The organism is Kitasatospora sp. NPDC097691, from assembly GCF_040302665.1.
Lineage (GTDB): Bacteria > Actinomycetota > Actinomycetes > Streptomycetales > Streptomycetaceae > Kitasatospora.
The window spans coordinates 73,107-96,650 of sequence record NZ_JBEORY010000018.1; the positions used below are offsets into that span (position 1 = coordinate 73,107).

The following is a 23,544-nucleotide window of genomic DNA, read 5'->3' on the forward strand; positions in this document are numbered from 1 at the left end:
CCGCGCGGCGGCGGTCGGAACCGGGCGGCGGGCGGCGGCGTCCTTCGGGGCAGAGCGGACGGAACGGGGCCGTCTCGTCGATGGACAGGAAGGACGGACGGATGGGCATCGTCGCGTGGATCGTGCTGGGCCTGGTCGCCGGAGCGCTGGCCAAGCTGCTGCTGCCGGGGAAGGACCCGGGCGGCCTGATCGTGACCACCCTGATCGGCATCGCCGGTTCCTTCGTCGGAGGCTGGATCGCATCGCACTTCATGCACCGGTCGATCAACGCGCACTTCTTCGACGCCGCGACGTGGGTGTCGGCGATCGGCGGCGCCCTGGTGCTGCTGGTCGCCTACCGGCTGCTGTTCGGCAACTCGCGCCGCTAGGAGGCGAGTTCGCATCGGCTTGTTCGGCGCCGGGTCGTTCGGTGGCGGGTCGCCCGGTGGCCGGTTCGAGTCGGTCGTCACGGGTACCGGAAACCAGGCGGCCCGCTCCGGCGTCCTTCGGACCGGACCCGGTGTCTCGACGGGGCCGTCACGCCGATGACACGAGGGGCGACTGATGAGCTGGATGGCGTGGATCGTGTTGGGCCTGGTGTCGGGGACCCTGGCCAGGATGGCGATGCCGGGGAAGGGCGAGCGCGGTCTGATCGGGACCACCCTGATCGGCATCGCCGGCTCCTACGTCGGCACCTGGATCATCTCGCACTGGATGCACGGGTCGGTGAAGGTGAGCTTCCTCGACCTGACGACCTGGGTGTCGGCGATCGGTGGCGCGGTGGTGCTGCTGTTCCTCTACGGGGTGCTGCTGCGCATCGTGCGGCGCTGACCGCTCGGCCGGCCATGCTCGCCCGCGCCACCCGACAGGCCCGTGCCGCCCGACAGGCCCGCGCCGCCCGGGGCATCCGGCCCGTCCTGCCCGTCCTGCGCATCCGGCCTGTCCTGCGCGTCCGGTCCGGCTGGTGCGAACGGCTCGTCCGCGTCGCCCGTGACCCAGGCCGGCAGGTCCTCGCGGGCGTGCAGCCAGGCGGCCGGGACGTCGGCGAGACCGGTGCGGGCGGCGACCACCCCGGCGGCGATCGCGCAGGTGGTGTCCTGGTCGCCCCAGCCCTCCAGGGTGTGCCAGACGGTCTCGGGGAGTGAGTCCGGGTTCCCGGCAGCGGACCACAGGGCGAACGGGACGGTGTCCGGGGCGGAGATCATGGCCCCGGAGCCGAGCACGTTGGCGGCGTGCCGGACGCTGGTGTGCTCGGGCAGTCGGGCGGCGATCCGCAGGCCTGAGCGGACGTCGCTGTCCGGCAGCCGTCCGGCGATCTCGGTCAGCAACTCGGCCCGTCCGGGCGGGGTTTCGCCCCGGCTCCGCACGGCGAGCGCGGCCGCGAGGGCGACCGCCACCGCGCCGACGACCGCCTCCGGATGGAAGTGCGTGGTGCGCGCCTGCAGTTCGGCCTGCCGGGCCGCCGCGACCAGGTCGTCCGCGAACCAGGCGCCCAGCGGGGCGACCCGCATCGCGGCACCGTTCCCGTACGAGCCCTGGCCCTCGAACTGGCCCGCGGTGATGGCGCGCCAGTCCCCGCCCGCCCCGATCCCGCGCAGCACCCGGTGCATCGACGGGCCGTACTTGCGGTCGTACTCGCGCGCGTACTCGGCGGCGAACTCCCCGGCCAGCGCGTCCTGCCGGACCTCGCCGTGGGCGGCCAGGTGACGGACCAGCACGAGAGCCATCGCGGTGTCGTCGGTCCAGTGCCAGGGGGCTGGGCGGGTCAGCCGCGCGGCCAGCGCGGCGGGCGCCTCGTCCGCCGGGACCGAGAACCAGCGGTCGCCGAAGGCGTCGCCGAGGGCGAGCCCCTGCAGGCTGTCCAGGACCGGGCCGGCCGCACGCATGTCATCCTCCGAGTGAGATCAACTGTGCGGGGCAGTCTGCCGGACGGCCGAGACGCCGGCGACCGGATTTTCCTCCGGGTGCCGGCGCCTCGATCATTCGGGGGCGGAGCGTCACTTGGCCTTGAGGCCGCCGAGGACGAGCTTCCAGACGGCCTCGAAGCGGTCGTCGGCCTCCGGCGCCGACCAGGTGGACGCGTAGGCCGGGTCGTGGAACGGGGCGGTCGCGTCGAAGACGGCGCGGGCGGTGTTCAGGATGTGGGCCAGCTTGAACTCCTTGCCGTCGATGCCGTCCTGGACGATCTGCGAGATCTGCTTGACCAGGGTGTCGATGTGCGCGTCGACGGTGCCGCTGTTCTCCTCGACCAGGACCATGTACGTGGCGAACAGCTCCGGGTCGTCGAGCGCCTTCTTCCGCTTGGCCGCGAACAGCGTCGTCAGCCAGCGGTGCAGCCGCTCGGCGGCGGGGCCGCCCTCGGTGGAGATGGTCGCGAGTTCGTGGTGCGCCTGGTCGAGCCAGCGCTGGGTGACCGCCTCGCGCAGTGCGGCCTTGCTCGGGAAGTGGCGGTAGACGCTGCTGTGGCTGACGCCGAGGATGCGGGCGACGTCCACGACGGTGGCCTTGGCCGGGCCGAACCGCCGGAGGACGTCCTCCGCCGCGATCAGGATCTGCTCGGCGGTGAGTGTGGTGTCCGTGGTCACGGGGGAGGTCCGTCCTTAGGGTCGTCTGGTGCTGTGGTGCTGTGGTGCTGTGGTGCTGTCGTTTTGTGGCTGTGGCTGTGGCTGTGGCTGTGGCTGTTGCGGCCCGGGCCGGTCAGTGCTCGCTGTCCAGGTGGGCCATCTGCGCGGCAGCGTACCGGTCACCTGCGGCGGAGCCGGCGGGGACGGCCGCCTCGATGGCGCCGAGATCGGCCGCGGTCAGGGTGACGTCGAGGGAGCCGAGCGCCTCGGTCAGGCGCTCCCGGCGGCGGGCGCCGACCAGCGGGACGACGTCCTGCCCGCGCGAGGCCACCCAGGCGATGGCGACCTGGGCCACGCTCGCCCCCTTCGCGGCGGCGATCGTGCGCAGCGCCTCGACCAGCGCCAGGTTGTGGGCCAGGTTCTCGCCCTGGAAGCGCGGGCTGTGGCTGCGGAAGTCGGTGCCGGTGAGGGCGCGGTCCTGGTTCCAGTGGCCGCTGAGCAGGCCGCGGGAGAGTACGCCGTAGGCGGTGACGCCGATGCCCAGCTCGCGGGCGGCGGGGAGGACGGCGGCCTCGACCGAGCGGCTGAGCAGCGAGTACTCGATCTGCAGGTCGCTGATCGGGTGGACGGCGGCGGCGCGGCGCAGGGTGTCGGCGCCGACCTCGGAGAGGCCGATGTGGCGGACGTAGCCGCCCTTCACCAGGTCGGCGATGGCGCCGACGGTCTCCTCGATCGGGACCTTCGGGTCGAGGCGGGCCGGGCGGTAGATGTCGACGTGGTCGGTGCGCAGGCGGCGCAGGGTGTAGGTCAGCGCGGTCTTGGTGGCGGCGGGGCTGGCGTCGTAGCCGAGCCACTGGCCGTCGGGGCTGCGCTGGGCGCCGAACTTCACACTGATCTGCACGCTCTCGCGGTCGCGGCCGCGCAGTGCCTCGTGGATCAGCAGCTCGTTGTGGCCCATGCCGTAGAAGTCGCCGGTGTCCAGGAGGGTGATCCCGGCGTCGAGGGCGGTGTGGATGGTGGCGATGCTCTCGGCCTCGTCGGCCGGGCCGTACATGTCGGACATGCCCATGCAGCCGAGGCCGAGGGCCGAGGTGACAGGCCCGGCGGTGCCGAGGGGGCGCTGTGCGGGGCGGGTCGTGGAGGACATCGGTACTCCCGGAGGGGTGGGGGCAGGGTGGCCCGGGTGCCACTATGGCACGACGGCGAACAGATTTCAAAATCTGTTCGCTGTCGTCTGTTATCTGAAAGTTGAAATCTGTCGATTGTCATCTGTTAGGGATTGGGCATGCCCCCGCATGTCGTGGTCCGGCTCGGCGGCCATCGGTCGGCGACCCGGCTGCGGTTCTCGTACGCGAGGTCGGTGTACCCGGGGTGCCTGAGCATCCACCCCTCGCCGTTGGGCGAGCCGCCTTCGAGGGCCTGGGCATCGGCAGCGAAGCCCATCAGGCGGCAGCCCGTCCAGGCCTCGAAGCGGCTCTGGATCTTCCACGTCGCGGACCGAGAGAGGGTCATCGCGGCTCCTCACCGCCGGAGACTCGGAGCCGGGCGCCTGGCCCCGGTCCATCATCGAGCGGCCGGAGCCGCCCCGCCCGTCGGCTCGGCCGTCGTGTCGCCGGCTGTTCCGGCCGCGGCCGTTGCGTGCTCAGCCGTTGCGTGCCCGGCTGTTGCGTGCCAGGCCGTCGAGCCGGCCGTTCCCGCGCTGCCCACCGAGTGGCCGGTCGTCGATCCCCCAGGCAGCGCCCAGTTTTCGCGCCCGCCCGGGGAGCGGAGGAGGTGGGCGCGGGCGGGCGGCAGGTTGCGCCACACCGTGCGCTCGCCCAGTCCGTAGGCCGCCTCGAACTGCCGCAGCAGCCGCACAACCGCCCGGTGGCGGGCGCCCCGGCGGGGTCCCGAGGTGAGGGTGCGCGCCGTCGTGGTGCCGAGGTAGCCGAAGTACGTGAGCTCGCCGCCGGGCGTCAGCAGCCGCAGGTAGAGGTCGAGGATCTCGCGGACCTGAGCGGGGTGGAAGTTGGTGAACGGCAGCCCGGACACGATCGCGTCGTACCGCTCCACCTGCTCCTCCGGTCCGGCCTCCGCCGACGCCCCCGCCGGCACCGAGGGGCGGTGGCGCGGTAGCTCCTCGACCCGGCAGGCCGAGAGCCGCAGTCCGATCCCAGGGTGGCGGGCGGCCAGCACCGGGTCCTCCCGCAGCCGGTCGGCGAACCGCGGGTTCGCCTCGACGACGTGCAACCGGTCGCCCGGGCGCAGTGCGCTGACCAGACGGCGCGTCACCACCCCCGTACCGGCGCCGACTTCGAGCACCGAGATCGGGTGGTTCGGGCGGCTGGTGACCGGTACCACGAGCGCGTTCACCAGCTCCAGGCCGCTCGGGGCCAGCGCGCCGGTGTCGTGGAACGTGCGCAGGGCCTCGGAGAGGAACAGCAGGCGGTCCCCTTCGGAGGGTGAACCGTGGGTCGAGGGCGACGAGTCGGGGGGAAGCCGGAGCTGGTCGTTCGTCATGTCTTCGACGTTAGGAACGGCGGGAGTACGGCGAATCGGCCGGTCAGCGACGCGCACCCCCGACGAAAGTCGAGGGTGCGGTTGGCCGGAAGACAGAGGCAGCCCGGAGCCGAGCACGCCTAGCATCGAGCCCGAGCCCGCGTTCACGTCCGAGTTCACGTCCGGGCCCGAGCCTGGACGGAGCCCGAGCCTGGGCAGGAGCCCGAGCTCACGTCCGAGCGGCGGGCGGACGGTTGGCCTTCGGAACGAGGAAAGGAGGACGCCCGATGCGCAGGAGTGCGCTCGGCTGGTACGGCCCGGACCACCGGCCCTGGATCGAGACGTTGCTGCTGCTCGGCCTGCTCGCCCTGACCACCGAGGAGGCCCTGGTCCAGTGGCTGAACGCGGACGGCCCGCTGCGCGCACCGCGTACGGTCGTGGCCGCGCTGGCCTCGCTCTCCCTCCTCTTCGCCCGGCGCCACCCGGTCGCCTCCGCCGCCCTGCCGGTGCTCACCGCCGGGCTGTTCGACCGGGCCTTCCCCGGCCTGTTCAGCGTCTTCCACCTCGCCTACCTCGGCCGGACGGGACCAGCGTCGGCCGGGGGCGCGGTCATCGCCCTGGCCAGTGCGTCCGACGCGGACTCACTGGCCGGCTGGGCCGGTACCTTCGGCTCCCAACTCCTCGTCCAGGCGGCCACCTTGGCGGTCGGCCTGTGGCTGCACGGCAGACGGGTGCTGATCCGTACCCTGCACGAGCAGGTCGACGCGCTGCGCCGCGAGCGCGAGCTGCGCGCCGAACAGGCCCGGGCCGCCGAACGCGCCAGGATCGCCCGGGAGATGCATGACGTGCTGGCCCACCGTCTCAGCCTGCTGGTGCTGCACGCCGGGGTGCTGCGCGACCAGTCCAGGGCCGGTACCGTCGCGGCCGACCCGGACCGGCTCGCCCACCGGCTCGAACTGCTGCGCACCACCGCCGCCCGCTCGCTCGACGACCTGCGCGACGTCCTGGGAGCGCTGCGCGCCGACCCGCCGGCCCGACCGGCCGCCCGGGGCGAGCCCGCCCCGCCGGCCGCGTCCGGGTCCGTTCCGAGGCCCGCCCTGCGTGACCTCACCGAACTCGTCGGCGAGGCGACCCAGGCCGGGCAGCAGGTCGAACTGGCCCTCGCCGGAGACCCGGAGTCCGTCCCGACCACCCACCGGCTGGCCGTGCACCGCCTGGTCCAGGAGGCGCTGACCAACGCCCGCAAGTACGCGCCCGCCGCGTCGGTCACCGTCCGGGTCGGCTACGGGGAGCCGGCCACCGTCGTCGAGGTCCGCAACGGTCCCGGTGGGGCGCCACCGGACGGTCCGGGCACGGGGGGCGGGTACGGCCTGGTGGGGCTGAGCGAAAGGGTCGGAGCGCTCGGCGGTCACCTCGACGCGGGCCCCGACGGTGCGGGCGGCTTCCGGCTCTCCGCCCGCCTGCCTGCCCGGTCGCCCACGCCGGGCCGGCTGCCGCCGGCGGTGCCCGAACCGGCTCCCGAACCGGCTCCCGCCCGTACCGACGGTTCGCTCCCGGAACCGAACCAGCCGAACCAGCCGCCGTTGCCGGAGCAGTCCGAACAGTCCGAACAGTCCGAACAGTGCGAGCAGTGCGAACACGTCCGGCACCCGACGCAGCAGCCGAAGGAGACCGCATGATCCGAACGATGGTGGTCGATGACGACGCGCTGGTCCGCCTCGGCCTGGTCGACCTGCTCGCCCAGGACCCGGCGCTGACCGTGGTCGCCGAGGCCGCCGACGGGCTCCAGGCCGTCGAACTCGCCGGGACCCGACGGATCGACGTGGCGCTGATGGACATCCGGATGCCCCGGCTCGACGGCATCGCCGCCACCCGTCGCCTGCGCGAACTGCCCGACGCCCCGCGGGTCATCGCGCTCACCACCTTCGACCTGGACGAGTACGTGTACCAAGCGCTCGCCGCCGGGGCCGACGGCTTCCTGCTCAAGGACACTCCGCCCGCCGAGATCGCCCGGGCCGTGCACGTCGTCGCCGGCGGCCAGGGAATGCTGCACCCGGCGGCCGCGCGACGCCTGATCGACCGCTACCACCGGGTCGGCGCCCCCAGGTCGGTCGCCGCCCGCAGCCGGATCGCCGGTCTCACCCCGCGCGAGACCGATGTGCTGCGCGAACTCGCCGATGGGCTCTCCAATGCCGAGATCGCGGGCGTCCTGGGGATGCGCGAGAGCACTGTCAAGGCGCACGTCAGCCGGATCCTGACCGGGCTCGGCGTCGGCAACCGGGTCCAGGCCGCGCTGCTGGCACGCGATGCGGAGTTGGCCGGGGACGGCGCCTGAGGGCGGCGGCCGCGCTGTCCGCACCTGCGGGCGCCCTGGCGATGGGGTGTTCGGTGACGTCGTGACGTTCATGGTATTCGCGGCGTTCATGGCATTCATGGTGTTCATGGGCGTTCATGGGCACTCGCTGTGTTTGTGGCGTTCGGTGGCGGCGCACAGCGGGGCTCGTCGGGGCATCGCATCCGCCGGTGTTCACGCGGGTGTTCCCCGGACGTTCCCGTGGAGTCGGGCCGGGAGGGCGGCCGGGCTTCCCTGAGCCGTCGCGTGCTCCCGGTTCGTACCGCATGCTGAGCCGCTGTCACCCATCCGGCGTGGAAATGCCGTGCCTTGGCGGTTTGCGCTGCCGAACTCGGGCCGCGGGTCCATGGTGGAGATGGGCGCGATCCGGCGACCGCGCCCGCGCGCCGATCCAGGCCCGCGCGCCGTGCGCCCGCCGCCGTTCCCCGACGGGTGTCCGAGGCTGGGCCCGGAACCGGCACGCTGGGAGCAGGGCCACCTCGCAGGAAACCGAACGGTTCTTCTAGGCTCACATCTCGGCTTCCCTGCGACGGCCCGGCCACCGTGCCGCCGTAAGGAGGCCGCCGTCCACGGGGCTCCGGGTGGACCGGGGCCACCGGATCGAGCGAGGAGGACGCCATGCCAAGCACGCCGCCCAGCCGTTCCACCGCACTTGGGCCAGACGGGCCGTTCCGGCGGGCCGCCGGCCATACCGGTAGAACGGTGTGCTCCGGTCGGGCCTGGTACCCGGGTGGGGGCGGTCGGCCGGTCCGACCGCTGAATACCGGCGGCGGCCGCGGAGGCGAGCGTTGAGTCCCCAGATCGTCGGGTCGCCCGCCGTGCCGGAGGCCGCCGCGGAACCCGACGGCAACCAGCTCCCCGTTCCGGCTGCCGACGGCGAGCCTCTCGACGCAGCCGCCGCCACGGCAGCCACAGTCGCAGTCGCAGCAGCAGTCACTGCCACAGCCGCCAGTGCCACAGCCGTCGCAACCCCGGCGTCGACCACCGTGAACCCGGCTGCTGCCGCTGTCGCTGCCGCCCCCGCCGCTGCCACCCCCGCCGCCAACGCCCCGGTCACGGCGGCGCTGCCCGGTCTGCCGCAGGCGCTCAGCACCCGCGCCCGTACGCTCGCCGGCGCCGTCCGACGCCGCTGCGCGGACCTGGCCCGGATCGAATCACCCAGTGGGGACGCCCCCCGACTCGACGCCCTTGCCGAGGAGTTGGCCGCCGGGTTCCGCGCCACTGGTGCGACTGCCCGTCGCGAACCCGGTCCGGCCGGTGACCACCTCGTCCTGGAGTGGGAGGGCCGGGACGAGTCCCTGCCGCACCTGCTGATCGTCGGCCACCACGACACCGTCTGGCCGGTCGGCACCCTGGCGGACTGGCCCGTCGCCGAGCAGGACGGTCGGCTCACCGGTCCCGGTGTGGTCGACATGAAGGGCGGACTCGCCATCCTGGAGGGCGCGTTGGCGCTGCTCGCGGATCTGGGGGAGCGGCCGCACCGGACGGTGCGCCTGGTGGTGGTCTCCGACGAGGAGGTCGGCAGCCCGGACGGGCGGCGCCTGGTCGAACGCCAACTGCGCGGAGCCGCAGCGGTGCTGGGCTTGGAACCGCCGCACCCGGACGGCCGACTGAAGACCGCACGGCGCGGTAGCACCCGGGTCCGGCTCACCGTGACCGGCCGCGAGGCGCACGCGGGCAACGACGCCCATGACGGGGTGTCGGCGGTCGACGAGCTGGTGGACCAGCTCGTGCTCGTCCGCGGTCTCGCGGGCCAGCCCGGTACGGAACTCAACGCCGGTCGGATCAGCGGTGGTTCGCGTGCCAACGTGATCGCGGGCCGGGCCGAGGCCGAACTCGGCCTGCGGTTCTCCACCGCCGAGGCGCAGCGCCGCACGCTCGACCACCTCGCTCGGCTCACCGCGCTGCGCCCGGGCGCCCGGGTGCGGACGGAGGTGCTGTCCAGCCGCCCGGCGTGGCCCGAGCGGACCGGTAACCCGCTGCTTCGGCACGTGCGTTCGCTCGCCGCGGTGCTCGGGCAGCAGCTGGACGGCGCTCCGGCGGGCGGGGCCGGTGACACCAATCTGCCGGGTTCGCGTGGACTGCCGACCCTGGACGGCTTCGGTGCGGTGGGTGCCGGAGCCCACGCCCGGCACGAGTACATCCGGCTGGACCAGGTCGCCCCGCGGATCGCCCTGCTGGCGGCGTTGCTCGCCGTACCGCTGCCGCGACTGCGCGATCGCGCGGAGGGGTGAGCGGGGGACGGAGGGTGGAGCGCGGCCGGGGCGCCGGGGCGTAGCCGTCGGCGAACGGACGCGTCGCAGGTGACAAGCGCCAGGCCGAAGGCGCAGGTGACAGGTAGCGGGTAACAGATAACAGCTGACAGATTTCGTAATCTGTCAGCTGTTATCTGTTTCGTGCCTTGCCATCCCTCGGCCCCGCCGCGCAGAATGGTACCGACCGAACGGTCAGTCGGTTGGTGCCCGAGCTCCGGGCAGCCGGCAGTGCAGGACACGAGAGGGGACCGTGGTGACAGCAGAGGTGGCCGAGGCGGTCCCGGCGCAGGCGCCGGAGGACCGGTTCGAGGCGGTCATCGCCGCCGAGCAGCGGATCGAGCCCAGGGACTGGATGCCCGACGCCTACCGGGCCACCCTGATCCGCCAGATCGCCCAGCACGCCCACTCCGAGATCATCGGCATGCAGCCCGAGGGCAACTGGCTCACCCGGGCCCCGTCGCTGCGCCGCAAGGCCATCCTGCTCGCCAAGGCCCAGGACGAGGCCGGCCACGGCCTCTACCTCTACGCCGCCGCCGAGACCCTCGGCGTCGACCGTGCCGAGCTCACCGAGAAGCTGATCTCCGGTCGCCAGAAGTACTCCTCGATCTTCAACTACCCGACCCTCACCTTCGCCGACGTCGGCGTGATCGGCTGGCTGGTGGACGGCGCGGCGATCTGCAACCAGGTCCCGCTCTGCCGCTGCAGCTACGGTCCGTACGCCCGGGCGATGGTGCGGATCTGCAAGGAGGAGTCCTTCCACCAGCGCCAGGGCTACGAGCTCCTGATGACGCTGATGCGGGGCACCGAGGCCCAGCGCCGGATGGTCCAGGACGCGGTGGACCGCTGGTGGTGGCCGTCGCTGATGATGTTCGGCCCCTCGGACGCGGACTCGCCGAACACCGCCCGCTCGATGGCCTGGCGGATCAAGCGCCACACCAACGACGACCTGCGCCGGCGCTTCGTCGACATGACCGTCCCGCAGGCCGAGCACCTGGGCGTCACGCTCCCCGACCCGGAGCTGCGCTGGAACGAGGAGCGCGGCGGCTGGGACTTCGGCGAGCCGGACTGGTCCGAGCTGAACCGGGTCATCCGCGGCCAGGGCCCCTGCAACGCCCAGCGGATCGACCGTCGCCGCGCCGCCCACGAGGAGGGCGCCTGGGTCCGCGAGGCCGCCGTCGCCTACGCCGCCAAGCGCGCCGCGGAGCAGTCCGCCGAACAGCACGTCGCCGAACAGCACGTCGCCGAACAGCTCGTCGCCGTACGGCACGCCACCGAACAGGAGAACGGAAAGTGACCGAGCCCAAGGCCGACTCCACGGTCGAGTCTGCGGCCGAGCCCAAGGCCGAGTCCAAGGCCGGCTGGCCGCTGTACGAGGTGTTCGTGCGTCCCCGGCGCGGCCTGAACCACGTCCACGTGGGATCGCTGCACGCGGCCGACGACCGGATGGCCCTGCTCGCCGCCCGCGACCTCTACACCCGCCGCAACGAGGGCGTCAGCCTCTGGGTGGTCCGCTCGGACGCGATCACCGCCTCCACCCCGGACGAGCGCGACCCCTTCTTCGAGCCCAGCGGCGACAAGGTCTACCGCCACCCGACGTTCTACGACATCCCCGAGGATGTCCCGCACATCTGACGGGGGAACCGCCATGCAGGACCACACCGCCGCACCGGGCCACGCGACCGGCACCGCCACCACGACCGGCACCGCAAGCGGCCACGACAGCCACGGTGACCACGACGGCCACGACGACCACGTCTACCTCAGCCTCACCGAGGCCACCCCCGGCCCCGAGGGCGAGGGCCGCTGGGCGTACGGGACGGGTTTCGCCGACCCGCTGCTCGGCGTGGACACCGCCCTGCCCGCCGGGACGGACGGCGCGGACCTGGCCGCCTACTGCCAGATGCTCGGCGATGACGCCCTGGTCCTCGCCCAGCGGCTGATCGAGTGGTGCACCCGGGCGCCCGAGCTGGAGGAGGAGGTGGCGCTCGCCAACCTGGGCCTCGACCTGCTCGGCCAGTCCCGCCTGCTGCTGACCCGGGCCGGCCAGGCGGACGGTACCGGCCGCACCGAGGACGACCTGGCGTACTGGCGCGAGGAGCACGAGTTCCGCAACGTCCGGCTGGTGGAGATGCCGAACGGCGACTTCGCGTACTCGATCGCCCGGCTGCTGCTCTTCGCGACCGCCCGCGGCGCCCTGTACGAGGCGCTGAGCGCGCACCCCGACCCGGTGCTCGCGGCGGTGGCCGCCCGGGGCGTCAAGGAGCTGGCGTACCACCGTGAGTACGCCACCGCCTGGACGCTGCGTCTGGGCGACGGCACGCCGTACTCCGCCGAGCGTATGCAAGCCGGGCTGGACGCCGTCTGGCCGCTGCTGGAGGAGCTGTTCACGGCCCACCCGGTGGAGCTGCGGGTGGGTGTCGACCCGGCGATCCTGCGCGAACCGGTGCTGCGTTCGCTCGCCGCCGTCCTCGCCGAGGCCGGGCTGACCGTGCCGGACGGGCCGCCGCTGGCCACCGTCCTCGGCCGGGCCGGCCGCGACGGTGTGCACACCGAGGTCCTCGGCCCGCTGCTCGCCGAGCTGCAGGTGGTGGCCCGCGCACACCCGGGGGCGACGTGGTGACGGGAGCCGTCGGCGTGACGGGCGTGCCAGGCGCGACCGGAATGACGGGCGTGAGCGTGACGGGCACGACGGGCGCGGGGACCGTGGGCACCGCCCGCGACCTGGCCCGGGCGGTCGCCGCGGCCGTGCCGGACCCGGAGCTGCCCATGCTCACCCTGGCCGACCTCGGCGTCCTCGCCGACGTCGAGTTGGACGACGCCACCGGTGCGGTCACGGCCTGGCTGACCCCGACCTACTCGGGCTGTCCCGCCGTCGCCGAGATGGCCGCCGACGTGGACCGCCGGCTGCGCGCGGCCGGGTACCCGGACGTCCGGGTGCGGCTGCGGCTGGATCCGCCGTGGTCCACCGACCTGATCACCGCCGAGGGCCGCCGCAAGCTCGCCGAGGCGGGCATCGCCCCGCCGCGTCCGACGTCCGCCGTCCACGCGGCCGGACCGGTTCCGCTCCTCCTCGGCCCGACCCGTACGGGCGCCGGAGCGGCCGTTGCCGCGTCCCCCGTGCCGTGCCCGCAGTGCGGCGGAACGGAGACGGAGGAGCTGTCCCGCTTCGGCTCCACCGCCTGCAAGGCGCTCTGGCGCTGCCGCGTCTGCCGGGAGCCCTTCGAACGCGTCAAGGAGATCTGAATGCCCGCCGCCGTCCCGTCCGCCTCCGCCGACACCCAGGCGACCGGCATCCGCCCGGCCCGCCGCCCCACCTTCCACCGGCTGCGGATCGACCGGGTGGAGCGGCTCTGCGAGGACGCCGTGGCGGTGACCTTCGAGGTGCCGGACGCGCTGGCGGAGGAGTTCGCCTTCCGTCCCGGGCAGACCCTGACGCTGCGCAAGCTGGTGGACGGCGCGGACGAGCGCCGCTCGTACTCGATCTGCGCCCCCGTCGGCGGCCTGCTGCGGATCGCCGTCCGGGAGGTGCCGGGCGGGCTGTTCTCGCGCTGGCTGGTGCGCGAGGCGCAGCCCGGTGAGGAGGTGGAGGTGCTGACGCCGTCGGGCCTCTTCACGCCCGAACTCGGCGTCCCCGCCGACCACGTGCTGCTCGCGGCGGGCTCCGGCATCACCCCGATGCTGTCGATCGCCGGCTCCGTGCTGGCCGCCGACCGCCGCTCCACCGTCACCCTGCTCTACGGCAACCGGCGCAGCGACACCGTGATGTTCGCGGACGAGCTGGCCGACCTGAAGGACCGCTACCTCGGCCGCTTCCAGCTGGTCCACGTGCTCTCCAGGGAGACCAGGGACGCCGAACTGCTCAGCGGCCGCCTGGACCCGGAGCGGGTGCGGGCGCTGCTGGCGGCGCTGGTGGACGTGGACAGTGTCGGCCACTGGTGGCTGTGCGGCCCGTTCGGCATGGTCACCGGGGCGAAGGAACTGCTCGCCGAGCTGGACGTCCCGGGCGAGCGGGTGCACCAGGAGCTGTTCCACGCGGAGGACGAGCCGCTTCCGGAGCGCGACGAGGACTGGGACCGGACGGACGCCTCGTCCGACGGCGAGCCCGGTGGCGTGCACAGCGAGGTCACCGTCGTCCTCGACGGCCGCGGCAGCACCCTCTCCCTCCCGCGCGACCGCTCGATCCTGGACGGCGCCCAGCGCTCCCGCCCCGACCTGCCGTTCGCCTGCAAGGGCGGGGTCTGCGGCACCTGCCGCGCCCTGGTCACCGAGGGCGAGGTGGAGATGCGCCGCAACTTCGCCCTGGAGGAGAAGGAACTGGCCGCCGGCTACGTCCTCACCTGCCAGGCCCGCCCGCTCACCGACCGGGTGACGGTCGACTACGACCGCTGAGCCGGCGCTGCCGGGCCACGCCCCCCGGCGGGTGGCGCCCGGCCCGGCGCGTCGCCCGGCGGTCGCGAACGGTTGCAGGTGGTCGAGTGCAGTCGCGAGCCGTCGTCGGCGGTCGAGTGCGGTCGAGTGCGCTCGAGGGCGATCAGAGCACCGTCAGACCGCCGCCGGGGCGGGCTGCCGCGCAGGGTCGCCGAGCAGCTTGACCAGGTCGTTGACGGCCGCGCGCCCCGCCCGGTTGGCACCGACGGTGCTGGCGGACGGGCCGTAGCCGACCAGGTGCACGCGTGGATCGGCGGTGGCGCGGGTGCCGGTGAGTGCGATGCCGCCGCCCGGGGAGCGCAGGCCGAGCGGGGCGAGGTGCCCGACCTCGGGCCGGAAGCCCGTGGCCCAGACGATCGCGTCCACCGCCAGCTCCTCGTCGCCCCAGGCGACCCCGTGCTCGGTGAGGCGGTCGAACATCGGCCGCCGGTGCAGCGCGCCCAGCTCCTCGGCGCGGCGGTAGGCGACGGACGGGCCGAGCCCGGTCACGCTCACCACGCTGCGCACCGGCAGGCCCTGCCGGACCCGCTCCTCGACCTTGGCGACCACCGCGCGCCCGTACTCGGGGGTGAACGGCCCGTCGTGGTAGACGGGTTCGGAGCGGGTGACCCAGACCGTCTCGCCGACCGCCGCCACCTCGGACAGCACCTGGATCGCCGAGGCGCCGCCGCCCACCACCAGGACGCGCTTGCCTGCGAACGCCGCGGGCCCGCGGTAGTCGGCGTAGTGGAGTTGCGGGCCGGCGTAGTGGCCCGGGTAGTGCGGGAGGAAGGGGCGGGTCCAGGTGCCGGTGGCGTTGATCAGCGCGCGGGTGGACCAGGTGCCGCGGTCGGTCTCCACCCGTAGCCGGGAGTCGGGGCGCTCGGACTCGGCGCGTACGGCGTGCACTGCGACCGGGCGTACGACCGGGAGCGCGTGTCGCGCCTCGTACCCCGCGAAGTACCCCGGCACGACCGCACGCGCGGGCGCCTCGGGGTCGACCGGCGGGAGTTCGGCGTCCGGGAGGTCGTGGAAACCGTGCACGGTGGCCATCCGCAGGGACGGCGAGCGGTGTGCCCAGGCGCCGCCGGGTTCGGGGTTGGCATCGAGCACGACGAAACCGCCGTCGATCCCGGGCCGGTACGGGGCGAAGCCGCGGCGGCGCAGGTGGTAGGCGGCGGACAGGCCCGCCTGCCCGGCACCCACCACCAGGACGTCCACGCGCTGCGGCGTATCGGCCGTCGCGGCGCCGGCCGTCGCGGCGTCGGCCGCCGTCGTGCCGTCGGCCGTCGTGCCGTCGGCCGTCGCGTCCGAGGCCGTAGCACCCGCGATCGTTGCACCGTAAACAGTCACGCCCGTGAAACATCGGGGGCTCGACGACTGTTCCCGCCGTTCCCGCTGTTCCTGCTGTTCCTGCTGTTCCCGCTGCTTCCGTTGTTTCCGTTGTTTCCGTGGCTTCCGCCGCCCTCGTGGGCGGCGCCTCGAGGTGTCAGCTGATCGGGGAGATCACGGCGGCGGTGCCGTAGGCGCAGACCTCGGTGCCGACGTCCGCAGCCTCCGTCACGTCGAAGCGCATCATCAGGACGGCGTTGCCGCCGCGCGCCCTGGTCTGCTCCACCAGCCGCTGCATCGCCTCGTTGCGGCTCTCGACCAGGGTCTTCGTGAGACCGCGCAGCTCACCGCCGATCAGCGACTTCAGACCGGCACCGATCTGGCTGCCGACGTGGCGGCTTCGCACGGTCAGCCCGAAGACCTCGCCGATCACATGATCGACCCGGAATCCGGGGATGTCATTGGTGGTCACGACCAGGACGTCGGCGTTCGGGCCCTGCCCGCCGCCGTACTCATTGATGTCAGCCATGGGAGGCATCCTGCCAATGTCGTGCGTCCGAGTGACCGAGGCCGGGCCGGTCGGTGGCCGAGAAGGCTTCCGGAAGCTGGTCCGGACCGGTGATCGGGCGGCCGAAAAGCCGTACCGTAGCCCCATGGGCGAGCGAAGCGATCATCCACAGGGGCCGGGCGCGGCGGAGGACTCCGGTGCGCAGGAGATCGAGGCGACGGTGGTGCTGGGCCTGCGGATCACCGACTGGCCGGCGCTGCGCGCGGCCGCGATCAGGGCCGTCGAGGAGCTGGACTTCGAGGGCGTCGACCCGGCGGGGCAGCGCCGTGAGCTGCTGCGCGAGGTCGCCGAGGACGCCAACGCGGCGCTCGGCGCGCTGCTGCACCCGGACCGGCTGGTGGCCGCGATCCCCGGGGTCGAGGCGATGGGAGGCACGCTGGAGATCAGCGTGACCGAGGACTTCACGCCGGACTTCGCCGAGCTGTTCCCGCTGGACGGCGGCGACGACGAGGACGGCGGCGCGGGCGCGGACTGGACGCTCACCCCGCGCACCGCCTGCCTGCTCCACGCCCAGCTGCTCGGCCTGGCCGACGCCGCCTACGACGACCTCGACGAGCACGGGGACGAGGCGGTCGCCGACGGCGAGGACGTCGACTGGACGGTCTTCGCCAGGCTGCCCCAGCGCACGTGGCGGATGCACCGGGGCTGGCGCCGCGCGATGGCCCGGGCCTTCGACGACCTGGCCGACGATCTCGCGCTCGGCGAGTGGCCGCTGCCGCGCTGCCTGGCCGACGAGATCGCGCTGCGGATGGCGCTGGTGGACGCCCGGGCGCTGCTCGGCGCGCAGCCCGAATCGGTGGCCGACATGATGGGCGACCTCCCGGCCGACCTCTACGACTACGACTGGGAGGGCTGCAACGACGAACTGTTCGGCGTCTACGGGCCCGACGACGGCGACCCGGAGCTCAGCGCGGAACAGCGGACCGAGGTGCTGCTGGCGGCCACCCACCCGGAGGGCTGGTTCCTGATGTACGAGGACGCGGAGGAGCGGGACCCGCAGCGCGGCTACCGGCGCTGACCGGGCGTCGGGCGTCTGGGGTCGGGCGCCTGGAGTCGGGGGTCGGGGGTCGGGGGCAGAGGCCGGGGGCCGGGGGCGTCGGTCTGGGGTCTCGGTCGGGCGGGGCGGTTCGGTGGACGGGCGGCTAGGCTGCGGGCATGTCCGATGTGTCTGGTATGCGTGATGCGTCCTCGGTGGGTTCCGGTCGCGTGGACGAACCTCCGACCGGTGGGGACGAGTCGGCGCTGGACCGGATCGCGCTCGGCCTGGACGGTGTGCGGGCGGCGCAGCGCGGACGGACGGCCGAGGCGCGGGCCAGCTTCGAGGTGTTGTGGGACGCGCTGGGGGAGCAGGACGTCTTCCACCGCTGCGTGCTGGCGCACTATCTGGCCGATCTGCAGGACGATCCGCGGGCCGAGCTGGAGTGGGACCGGCGGGCGCTTGCCGCCGCCGACTCGTTGACCGCCGAGCGCGCCCGAACCTACGAACCGGCCCTCCAGGTGCGCGCCTTCTATCCCTCACTGCACCTCAACCTGGCCTCGGACCACCTGAAGCTCGGCGAGCCCGACCTCGCGCGCGAGCAGTTGGAGCGGGCGGTGCTCAGCCTGGACGTGCTGCCCGAGGACGCCTACAGCGCGGGCATCCGGGCCGCCGTGGACGAGCTGCGGCAGCGGCTGCGCTGACCAGGGGTCCGACACGGCCGAGCGGGTCGGACGGGCCGAGCGGGTCGGGCGGGGTCGGACGGGGTGGGCGGGAGTGGACGGGTCGGGCGGGAGCGGACGGGGTGGGCCGAGCCGGGCCGGGCAGGGCTGGCATGCTGGACGGGTGACTTCTCCGTTCGATGCCCCGGCTTCCGTGCCCTCGTCCTCCTCGTCCGCCTCGCCTTCCCCCGCGGACCCGGGCTCGGGCGACTCCCGGGCCCCCGAGGAGCGTGACGCGCGCCCGCAGTACGTGCTGCCGCTGGTCGTCCGAGTGGAGAAGGCGACGCCGTCGGGGCGGACGGACGCGCTGGAGACCTCGGCCCGTGCGGTGCTCACCCTGCTGGCCGACCCGCGGGTGACCGCGGCGGACGGCGAGTGGGCAGAGCGGGTCGCGGCCTGGGAGGACGCCCGGATCCGCAAGGTGGTCCGGCGGGCCCGGGGTGGGGAGTGGCGTCGGGCGGGCGAGCTGCCGGGCGTCACCGTACGGGGGCGTGAGGCGGAGGTGCGGGTGTTCCCGCCGATCCCCTTGGACGGCTGGCCCAAGGAACTCGCCAAGCTGCAGGTCTCCGGGACGGATCTGGAGGAGACGGCCGAGGTCGGCGCGCCCGAGTCGGGGCTGCCGGTGCTGTGGCTCAACCCGGAGCTGGAGATGAGCGCGGGCAAGACGATGGCGCAGACCGGCCACGCCGCGCAGCTCGCGTGGTGGCGGCTGGACGAGGCGCAGCGCAAGGAGTGGGCCGAGTCCGGCTTCGCGCTGGCGGTGCGAACGGCCGGGCCGGAGCGGTGGGAGGAGCTCGTCCGCAGCGGGCTTCCGGTGGTTCGGGATGCGGGCTTCACCGAGATCGCGCCGGGCAGCTGCACGGTGATCGCGGAGCACCCGGCGCTGCGGTGAGGCTCGCGGGTGGCTGCCGGCGACAGGCGGTCGGGGTGGCGCCTGCCGCCTGCCGCCTGCCGCCTGCCGCCCGGCATCCGACATCCGGCATCCGACAGCGAACGGCGAACAGATGACAGATTTCGAAATCTGTCATCTGTCGTCTGTCATCTGAAACCTGTCATCCGTCCGCCGTCGGTTGCTGCTACCCGCCCGAGGCCTCGTACCGGCGCAGTGCCCGCCGGCCGCCGTAGACAGCCAGGGCGGTCCAGAGCGCCATGATCAGCAGCCCGGTCCAGTACCCGTAGTGGACGCCCGGCTCCGGCTGGGTGCGCATCGCGTACAGGCCGGCCCGGTCGGGCAGGAACTGGCCGACCTCGCGAACGCCGGGGATGGCGGCCAGCCCGGTGGTGCCGAGGAAGACCATCGGGGTCAGCAGGCCGAGTGCGGCACTGAAGTTGCCCAGCATCGTGGTCAGTCCGAGGCAGATCAGCACCATCATCGGGTGGTAGAGCACCCCGGCCAGGAAGCTGCGGGTCAGGCCCGGGGTGGAGAAGTCCAGGCCGACGGTGGCGCCGACGGCCAGGAACGAGCCGACCGTGGAGAGCAGCCCGAGCAGCAGGCCGAGCCCCGCGCCGAGCGCGAGCTTGGCGCCGTACAGCCGGCCGCGTCGCGGGACGGCGGTGAGCGAGCCGCCGATCATGCGGGTGTTGAACTCCTGCCCGATCAGCAGGATTCCGAAGCAGGCCACGGCGACGTGGCCGAACAGCAGCCCGTAGTAGATCCCGCCGGCCGGGTCCTCGCCGGGGGTGTGGTCCTTCGCCCCGTAGGCGGCGTTGACCGCCGTGGTGATGCCGACGGTCAGCGTCAGCGCCACCAGCGGGGCCGCCCACTGCGAGGGCAGGGTGGTGAACTTGATCCGTTCGGCGCGCAGGGCGCCCGCGAGCGTACTCACTGATCCTCCGGTCTCCGGTGCGTTCCGGGTCACTTGACGGGGCGGCGGCGCAGGGCGAGCAGGCCGCCGTAGACAGCCAGGGCGGTCCAGAGCGCCATGATCAGCAGCCCGGTCCAGTGGCCGTAGCCGGCCTGCGGGTCGTCGACGTAGCGCATCGCGTACTGGCCGGCCCGGTCGGGCAGGAACCGGGTCACCCGGCGGATCCCGGGCAGGCCACCGAGCAGCGGCGAGAGCAGGAACACGGTCGGGACCAGCAGGCCCATGGCGGCGGTGAGGTTGCCCAGCAGGGCGGTCGCCCCGAGGCAGAACACCACCAGCAGCGCCTGGTAGAGCACGCCGGCGACGGCGCTGCGGACGAGGGCCGGTCCGTCCCACGCGCCGGGGACGGTGGCCGCGTACCCGGCGAAGGCGCCCGCCGTGCCGATGGCGCCGACGGCGAGGCCGACCAGCGCGCCCAACGCCAGCTTGGCGCCGTACAGTCGGCCGCGTCGCGGGACGGCGGTGAGTGAGACGTCGATCATGCGGGTGTTGAGCTCCTGGCCGATCAGCAGGATGCCGAAGCAGGTCAGGGCCACCTGGCCGAAGTTGAGCCCGTAGAAGACACCGACGCTCGGATCGTCGGTGATGTTGTGGTCCTTGCCGCCGAGGGCCGCGCCGACGGCCGTGGTGACCCCGGCGGTGAGCAGGACGGCGAGCAGCGGGGTGAGCCAGAGCGAGCGGAGGGTGGTGAGTTTGATCCGCTCGGCGCGGAAGGCGTGGAGCGCCGTCGTGGCGCCGGGGTGGGCGCTCACGTGGCGGCCTCCGTCCGGTACTCGACGCTGTCGGCGGTCATCCGCATGAACGCCTCCTCCAGCGAGTCCTGTTGGGTCGCGATCTCGTACAGCACCACACCGTTGGCGGCGGCGAGCGCGGCGATCCGCTCGGGTTCGGCGCCGCTCACCTCCCAGGCGCCGCCGTCGACTTGGGTCGCGTCGAGGTCGTGTCCGGTACCGCCGAGCAAGGCGGCGAGCTTGGTCGGGTCGACGGCTCGCACCCGGATCCGGGTGCGGCCGTGGCGGTCGATGAAGTCGGCGGTGGCGGCGTCGGCGAGCAGTCGGCCCCGGCCGATCACCACCAGGTGGTCGGCGGTGAGGGCCATTTCGGTCATCAGGTGGGAGGAGACGAGCACCGCCCGGCCCTCGGCGGCCAGGTCCCGCAGCAGGGTGCGGATCCAGCGGATGCCTTCCGGGTCGAGGCCGTTGACCGGCTCGTCCAGCATCAGGACGGGCGGGTCACCGAGCAGTGCGGCGGCCACTCCGAGTCGCTGGCGCATGCCGAGCGAGAACCCCCGGATCCGCCTCCCGGCCGCGTCGGCCAGACCGACCTGGGCGAGCACCTCGTCGACCCGGCGCTCCGGGAGCCCGTTGCTCGCGGCGAGCCAGCGCAGGTGGCCCCGTGCCGTCCGCCCGCCGTGCAGGGCCTGGGCGTCCAGCAGCGCGCCGACCCGGCGCAGCGGGTCGTCGAGTTCGGGGTACGGGCGGCCGCCGACCAGGGCGCGGCCGGCGGTGGGACGGTCGAGGCCGAGGACCAGGCGCATGGTGGTGCTCTTGCCGGCGCCGTTCGGGCCGAGGAAGCCGGTCACCACGCCGGGTCGGACCTCGAAGGACAGCTCGTCGACGACGCGGCGGCCGTCGTACTCCTTGGTCAGGCCCTGGATCTCGATCACGGTCGCCTTCCCTCCTCGTTCGGTGGTTCCCGGCGAAGGTGTCCGCCGGTGGTTCCCCGCGGGGTTCCCGTCGGTGGTCCCATTCGACCGGAGGGGGAGGGGCCGGCGGATCCCGCCGGGGCGGGGACCGGCCTCCCTCCCGGGAGGGAGGCTGCGGGAGACCGACGCGGGAGCCCAGGGCCGCCGTTGACCTGGAAGGATGGCCCAATGCCCAAGATCGCAGCGCTCAAGGACGCGGTACTCAGGAAGGCGGCGCCAAGGAACGCGGCGCTCAGGAACCCGTCCGGGAGCGCGGTTCCCGGGGGCGCGGTGTCCGGGGGCAGGGTGCCCGGAAGCGTCGTGCTGCCCGGCGCCACAGCGGCCGGTACGCCGCTGCCCCGGCTCGTCGCGCCGCTGCTGGCGGGTGCCACGTACGCGCGGCTGCTGCACCTGCTGGTCGGTTTCGTCTTCGTGGGCGTCGTGCTGATGGTCTATCCGGGGACGTACCGCAAGGGCCTCGGCGAGATCCTGACGGCGAGCGTCTCGGTGGACTGCGTGCTGCTCGCGGTGGTCGCCCTCGTGCCGGCGGCACGGCGGGCCGAGGGGGTGCAGGCGCGGCTGCTGCTGGTGCCCGACCGCGAGGAGGACATCGCCACCGAGCCCTCCCGCACCTGGGCCGACCGGTGGCGCACGGCGGGCTGGTTGATCGGCCGGGTCGCGCTCGGATCGGCGGTCGGATTCGCGCTGGTCCTCGGCCTCGCCGCGATCGTCGACCGGCTGACCGGCCCGGACGCGCTGCTGTACCTCCCGCTCGTGCCGCTGCTGGTGTTCGGCGTCGGCTGGTGCCTGGTGTTCGCCGGTCGACTCCAACTGGCCCTGGCAGTCAGGCTGCTGGGCCCGTCACCGGCGGAGCGGCTGGCAGAGGCGGAGCTGCGGGCCGAACGGCTGCTGGAGCGAAACCGGTTGGCTCGCGAGTTGCACGATTCCATCGGCCACGCACTGACGGTGACGGTGCTTCAGGCGGGCGCGGCGCGCGAGGTCGGGGACCACGCGTTCGTCGCCAGGGCACTCGAAGTGATCGAGGAGACCGGCCGCCAGGCCATGGAGGACCTCGAACGCACCCTCGTCCTGCTGCGCGAGACCCCGCCCGGGGCGAACGGCGTGGCCACCGAACAGCCCGGCATCGACCAGCTGCCCGCGCTGTTCGACACCGCTCGCGCGGCCGGCAGCCCGGTCGAGGCGCGGGTCGAGGTGTCGGCCGGCGCGTTGCCCGGGGTGCTCTCCCGGGAGTCCTACCGGATCGTCCAGGAGGGCGTCACCAACGCGCTCAAGTACGCGCCCGGCGAGCCGGTCGAAGTCCGGATCACCCTCCGGGACGGGCAGTTGGAGCTGCGCTGCGCCAACCGGCTGCCCGGCGGCGAGGGGCGCTCCCCGGCCGGTGGGTCGCGCAAGGGTGGCAAGGGGCTGCGCGGCATCCGGGAACGCGCCACGCTGCTCGGCGGGGAGGCGGCGGCGGGGGCGTCGCAGGACGGCAGCCGGGAGTGGGTGCTGCACGTCCGGCTGCCCCTACGCTTGGGCTCGTGACGAACGATCTTGCGACGAACGATCTTGCGACGAACGATCTTGCGACGAACGGTCCTGTGGCGGGCGGTCCTGCGGCGAACGGTCCTGCGATGAACGATTCGGTGACTGGCGCTCCGGCCAAGGGGGTTGCCGGGGTGACGGACATCCTGCTCGCCGACGACGAGGGTCTGGTGCGGGCCGGCATGCGGGCCGTCCTGGAGGCGCAAGGCGACCTGCGGGTGATCGGTGAGGCGACCGACGGTGCGGAGGCGGTCGCCCTGGCGCGTGAACTGCGCCCGCACGTCGTGCTGATGGACGTCCGGATGCCGGTGATGGACGGATTGGCGGCCACCCGTGAGCTGCTGCGCCGTGGGGCCCCGGGAGAGCGGCCGCCGCGGATCCTGGTCGTGACCACCTTCGAGAACGACGACTACGTCTACCAGGCGCTGCGCTCGGGCGCCGACGGTTTCCTGCTCAAGCGCTCCCGCCCGGCCGAGATCGTCCACGCGGTACGGCTGGTCGCGGCGGGCGAGTCGCTGCTGTTCCCGGCCGCGATCCGCCGCCTGGCCGCCGGGCACGGCAACCCGACCGCCCGCGCCGCCATGGAGCGGGCGGCGCTGACCGAGCGCGAGGCGGAGGTGCTGCGGCTGGTCGCCCGGGGCCTCAGCAACGGGGAGATCGCGGAGCAGCTGTTCCTCGGCGTGCAGACGGTGAAGACGCATGTCAGCAGCGTGCTGGCGAAGTTGGGCGCGCGCGACCGCACCCAGGCGGTGATCGCCGCGTACGAGTCGGGGTTCGTCGAGCCGTCGGAGTAGCCCCCGCGGCCCTGGCAGGAGG

At 73.7% G+C, this 23,544-nt stretch carries 25 protein-coding genes; 15 read left to right on the forward strand and 10 right to left on the reverse strand.

What is annotated here, in order from left to right; all coding sequences use genetic code 11:
• The first annotated feature begins 101 nt into the window (after positions 1-101).
• Both ABTY56_RS15595 and ABTY56_RS15600 read left to right on the forward strand, forming a co-directional pair.
• Positions 102-368 (forward strand): GlsB/YeaQ/YmgE family stress response membrane protein, encoded by a 267-nt coding sequence (locus ABTY56_RS15595; protein ID WP_350629294.1) that lies wholly within the window; start codon positions 102-104, stop codon positions 366-368.
• 175 nt (positions 369-543) lie between these two features.
• Positions 544-810 carry a GlsB/YeaQ/YmgE family stress response membrane protein gene (locus tag ABTY56_RS15600; RefSeq protein ID WP_350629295.1) on the forward strand — a complete coding sequence of 89 codons (267 nt, stop codon included), beginning with the start codon at positions 544-546 and terminating at the stop codon, positions 808-810.
• Here the strand turns inward: ABTY56_RS15600 and ABTY56_RS15605 are convergent.
• From ABTY56_RS15605 to ABTY56_RS15625, 5 genes are all read right to left on the reverse strand, one after another.
• Positions 777-1,865, reverse strand: a complete 1,089-nt coding sequence (locus tag ABTY56_RS15605) for an ADP-ribosylglycohydrolase family protein (protein WP_350629296.1) — start codon at positions 1,863-1,865, stop codon at positions 777-779. The two genes, ABTY56_RS15600 and ABTY56_RS15605, sit on opposite strands and share 34 nt — an antisense overlap.
• Before the next feature lie 111 nt (positions 1,866-1,976).
• On the reverse strand, positions 1,977-2,564 hold the full coding sequence (locus tag ABTY56_RS15610) for a TetR/AcrR family transcriptional regulator (protein WP_350629297.1): 588 nt from the start codon (positions 2,562-2,564) through the stop codon (positions 1,977-1,979).
• A gap of 112 nt (positions 2,565-2,676) precedes the next feature.
• Entirely contained in the window at positions 2,677-3,690 is a 1,014-nt protein-coding gene (locus ABTY56_RS15615; protein WP_350629298.1) for an aldo/keto reductase, read from the reverse strand.
• A gap of 125 nt (positions 3,691-3,815) precedes the next feature.
• Positions 3,816-4,055, reverse strand: a complete 240-nt coding sequence (locus tag ABTY56_RS15620) for a hypothetical protein (protein WP_350629299.1) — start codon at positions 4,053-4,055, stop codon at positions 3,816-3,818.
• Between the two features lie 51 nt (positions 4,056-4,106).
• Positions 4,107-5,042, reverse strand: a complete 936-nt coding sequence (locus ABTY56_RS15625) for a class I SAM-dependent methyltransferase (RefSeq protein ID WP_350629300.1) — start codon at positions 5,040-5,042, stop codon at positions 4,107-4,109.
• A 266-nt stretch (positions 5,043-5,308) separates the two neighbouring features.
• Here ABTY56_RS15625 and ABTY56_RS15630 point away from each other — a divergent pair, with 266 nt between their 5' ends.
• The 8 genes from ABTY56_RS15630 to paaE all read left to right on the forward strand — a co-directional run bounded on the left by ABTY56_RS15630 (position 5,309) and on the right by paaE (position 14,018).
• Complete coding sequence (locus tag ABTY56_RS15630) at positions 5,309-6,700, forward strand: sensor histidine kinase (protein WP_350629301.1); 1,392 nt, start codon at positions 5,309-5,311, stop codon at positions 6,698-6,700.
• Positions 6,697-7,356 (forward strand): response regulator, encoded by a 660-nt coding sequence (locus ABTY56_RS15635; RefSeq protein ID WP_350629302.1) that lies wholly within the window; start codon positions 6,697-6,699, stop codon positions 7,354-7,356. Before ABTY56_RS15630 ends, ABTY56_RS15635 begins: the two co-directional genes overlap by 4 nt.
• A 1,004-nt stretch (positions 7,357-8,360) precedes the next feature.
• On the forward strand, positions 8,361-9,608 hold the full coding sequence (locus tag ABTY56_RS15640; RefSeq protein ID WP_350629303.1) for a M20 family metallopeptidase: 1,248 nt from the start codon (positions 8,361-8,363) through the stop codon (positions 9,606-9,608).
• Positions 9,609-9,882: 274 nt separating this feature from the next.
• Entirely contained in the window at positions 9,883-10,923 is a 1,041-nt protein-coding gene (gene paaA, locus ABTY56_RS15645) for a 1,2-phenylacetyl-CoA epoxidase subunit PaaA (protein WP_502893125.1), read from the forward strand.
• Positions 10,920-11,261 carry a 1,2-phenylacetyl-CoA epoxidase subunit PaaB gene (gene paaB, locus ABTY56_RS15650; protein ID WP_502893126.1) on the forward strand — a complete coding sequence of 114 codons (342 nt, stop codon included), beginning with the start codon at positions 10,920-10,922 and terminating at the stop codon, positions 11,259-11,261. The genes paaA and paaB overlap by 4 nt, the downstream gene beginning before the upstream one ends.
• A 13-nt stretch (positions 11,262-11,274) precedes the next feature.
• Entirely contained in the window at positions 11,275-12,249 is a 975-nt protein-coding gene (paaC, locus tag ABTY56_RS15655) for a 1,2-phenylacetyl-CoA epoxidase subunit PaaC (protein WP_350629304.1), read from the forward strand.
• A 41-nt stretch (positions 12,250-12,290) separates the two neighbouring features.
• Positions 12,291-12,872, forward strand: coding sequence for a 1,2-phenylacetyl-CoA epoxidase subunit PaaD (paaD, locus tag ABTY56_RS15660; protein ID WP_502893127.1), 582 nt, complete (start codon positions 12,291-12,293; stop codon positions 12,870-12,872).
• Positions 12,873-14,018: a 1,2-phenylacetyl-CoA epoxidase subunit PaaE gene (paaE, locus tag ABTY56_RS15665; protein ID WP_350629306.1), complete on the forward strand. Its 1,146-nt coding sequence runs from the start codon at positions 12,873-12,875 to the stop codon at positions 14,016-14,018. It abuts the gene before it with no gap.
• Positions 14,019-14,171: 153 nt separating this feature from the next.
• On the opposite strand, the gene ABTY56_RS15670 is transcribed toward paaE, so the two are convergent.
• Both ABTY56_RS15670 and ABTY56_RS15675 read right to left on the reverse strand, forming a co-directional pair.
• Entirely contained in the window at positions 14,172-15,257 is a 1,086-nt protein-coding gene (locus tag ABTY56_RS15670) for an NAD(P)-binding domain-containing protein (protein ID WP_350629347.1), read from the reverse strand.
• A 268-nt stretch (positions 15,258-15,525) separates the two neighbouring features.
• Complete coding sequence (locus ABTY56_RS15675) at positions 15,526-15,897, reverse strand: YbjQ family protein (RefSeq protein WP_350629307.1); 372 nt, start codon at positions 15,895-15,897, stop codon at positions 15,526-15,528.
• A 124-nt stretch (positions 15,898-16,021) separates the two neighbouring features.
• Between ABTY56_RS15675 and ABTY56_RS15680 the strand changes: the two genes are divergently transcribed.
• The 3 genes from ABTY56_RS15680 to ABTY56_RS15690 all read left to right on the forward strand — a co-directional run bounded on the left by ABTY56_RS15680 (position 16,022) and on the right by ABTY56_RS15690 (position 18,526).
• Positions 16,022-16,954 carry a hypothetical protein gene (locus ABTY56_RS15680; RefSeq protein ID WP_350629308.1) on the forward strand — a complete coding sequence of 311 codons (933 nt, stop codon included), beginning with the start codon at positions 16,022-16,024 and terminating at the stop codon, positions 16,952-16,954.
• A gap of 188 nt (positions 16,955-17,142) precedes the next feature.
• Positions 17,143-17,616, forward strand: coding sequence for a hypothetical protein (locus ABTY56_RS15685; protein WP_350629309.1), 474 nt, complete (start codon positions 17,143-17,145; stop codon positions 17,614-17,616).
• A 142-nt stretch (positions 17,617-17,758) separates the two neighbouring features.
• The gene (locus tag ABTY56_RS15690; RefSeq protein ID WP_350629310.1) at positions 17,759-18,526 is read left to right on the forward strand and encodes an aminoacyl-tRNA hydrolase; all 768 of its coding nucleotides are present in this window, start codon (positions 17,759-17,761) and stop codon (positions 18,524-18,526) included.
• A 184-nt stretch (positions 18,527-18,710) separates the two neighbouring features.
• Here the strand turns inward: ABTY56_RS15690 and ABTY56_RS15695 are convergent, their stop codons facing one another.
• Genes ABTY56_RS15695 through ABTY56_RS15705 form a run of 3 tightly spaced genes read right to left on the reverse strand, consistent with a single transcriptional unit; the run spans position 18,711 to position 21,165 of the window.
• Complete coding sequence (locus ABTY56_RS15695) at positions 18,711-19,460, reverse strand: hypothetical protein (RefSeq protein WP_350629311.1); 750 nt, start codon at positions 19,458-19,460, stop codon at positions 18,711-18,713.
• A 29-nt stretch (positions 19,461-19,489) separates the two neighbouring features.
• A complete protein-coding gene (locus ABTY56_RS15700) occupies positions 19,490-20,251 on the reverse strand; it encodes an ABC transporter permease (RefSeq protein WP_350629312.1) in 762 nt (253 codons plus the stop codon).
• Positions 20,248-21,165: an ABC transporter ATP-binding protein gene (locus ABTY56_RS15705; protein WP_350629313.1), complete on the reverse strand. Its 918-nt coding sequence runs from the start codon at positions 21,163-21,165 to the stop codon at positions 20,248-20,250. Before ABTY56_RS15705 ends, ABTY56_RS15700 begins: the two co-directional genes overlap by 4 nt.
• Positions 21,166-21,372: 207 nt before the next feature.
• On the opposite strand from ABTY56_RS15705, the gene ABTY56_RS15710 reads away from it, so the two are divergent.
• On the forward strand, positions 21,373-22,728 hold the full coding sequence (locus ABTY56_RS15710) for a sensor histidine kinase (protein WP_350629314.1): 1,356 nt from the start codon (positions 21,373-21,375) through the stop codon (positions 22,726-22,728).
• An 89-nt stretch (positions 22,729-22,817) separates the two neighbouring features.
• Positions 22,818-23,522 carry a response regulator gene (locus ABTY56_RS15715; protein WP_350629315.1) on the forward strand — a complete coding sequence of 235 codons (705 nt, stop codon included), beginning with the start codon at positions 22,818-22,820 and terminating at the stop codon, positions 23,520-23,522.
• The last annotated feature ends 22 nt before the right edge of the window (positions 23,523-23,544 follow it).

Bases quoted from the DNA above. Each gene is read 5' to 3' on its own strand.
- ABTY56_RS15595 (WP_350629294.1), top strand. From the start codon at position 102: ATGGGCATCGTCGCGTGGATCGTGCTGGGCCTGGTCGCCGGAGCGCTG.
- ABTY56_RS15600 (WP_350629295.1), top strand. From the start codon at position 544: ATGAGCTGGATGGCGTGGATCGTGTTGGGCCTGGTGTCGGGGACCCTG.
- ABTY56_RS15605 (WP_350629296.1), bottom strand. From the start codon at position 1,865: ATGCGTGCGGCCGGCCCGGTCCTGGACAGCCTGCAGGGGCTCGCCCTC.
- ABTY56_RS15615 (WP_350629298.1), bottom strand. From the start codon at position 3,690: ATGTCCTCCACGACCCGCCCCGCACAGCGCCCCCTCGGCACCGCCGGG.
- ABTY56_RS15620 (WP_350629299.1), bottom strand. From the start codon at position 4,055: ATGACCCTCTCTCGGTCCGCGACGTGGAAGATCCAGAGCCGCTTCGAG.
- ABTY56_RS15625 (WP_350629300.1), bottom strand. From the start codon at position 5,042: ATGACGAACGACCAGCTCCGGCTTCCCCCCGACTCGTCGCCCTCGACC.
- ABTY56_RS15630 (WP_350629301.1), top strand. From the start codon at position 5,309: ATGCGCAGGAGTGCGCTCGGCTGGTACGGCCCGGACCACCGGCCCTGG.
- ABTY56_RS15635 (WP_350629302.1), top strand. From the start codon at position 6,697: ATGATCCGAACGATGGTGGTCGATGACGACGCGCTGGTCCGCCTCGGC.
- paaC (WP_350629304.1), top strand. From the start codon at position 11,275: ATGCAGGACCACACCGCCGCACCGGGCCACGCGACCGGCACCGCCACC.
- paaD (WP_502893127.1), top strand. From the start codon at position 12,291: ATGACGGGCGTGAGCGTGACGGGCACGACGGGCGCGGGGACCGTGGGC.
- paaE (WP_350629306.1), top strand. From the start codon at position 12,873: ATGCCCGCCGCCGTCCCGTCCGCCTCCGCCGACACCCAGGCGACCGGC.
- ABTY56_RS15675 (WP_350629307.1), bottom strand. From the start codon at position 15,897: ATGGCTGACATCAATGAGTACGGCGGCGGGCAGGGCCCGAACGCCGAC.
- ABTY56_RS15680 (WP_350629308.1), top strand. From the start codon at position 16,022: ATGGGCGAGCGAAGCGATCATCCACAGGGGCCGGGCGCGGCGGAGGAC.
- ABTY56_RS15710 (WP_350629314.1), top strand. From the start codon at position 21,373: ATGCCCAAGATCGCAGCGCTCAAGGACGCGGTACTCAGGAAGGCGGCG.
- ABTY56_RS15715 (WP_350629315.1), top strand. From the start codon at position 22,818: ATGAACGATTCGGTGACTGGCGCTCCGGCCAAGGGGGTTGCCGGGGTG.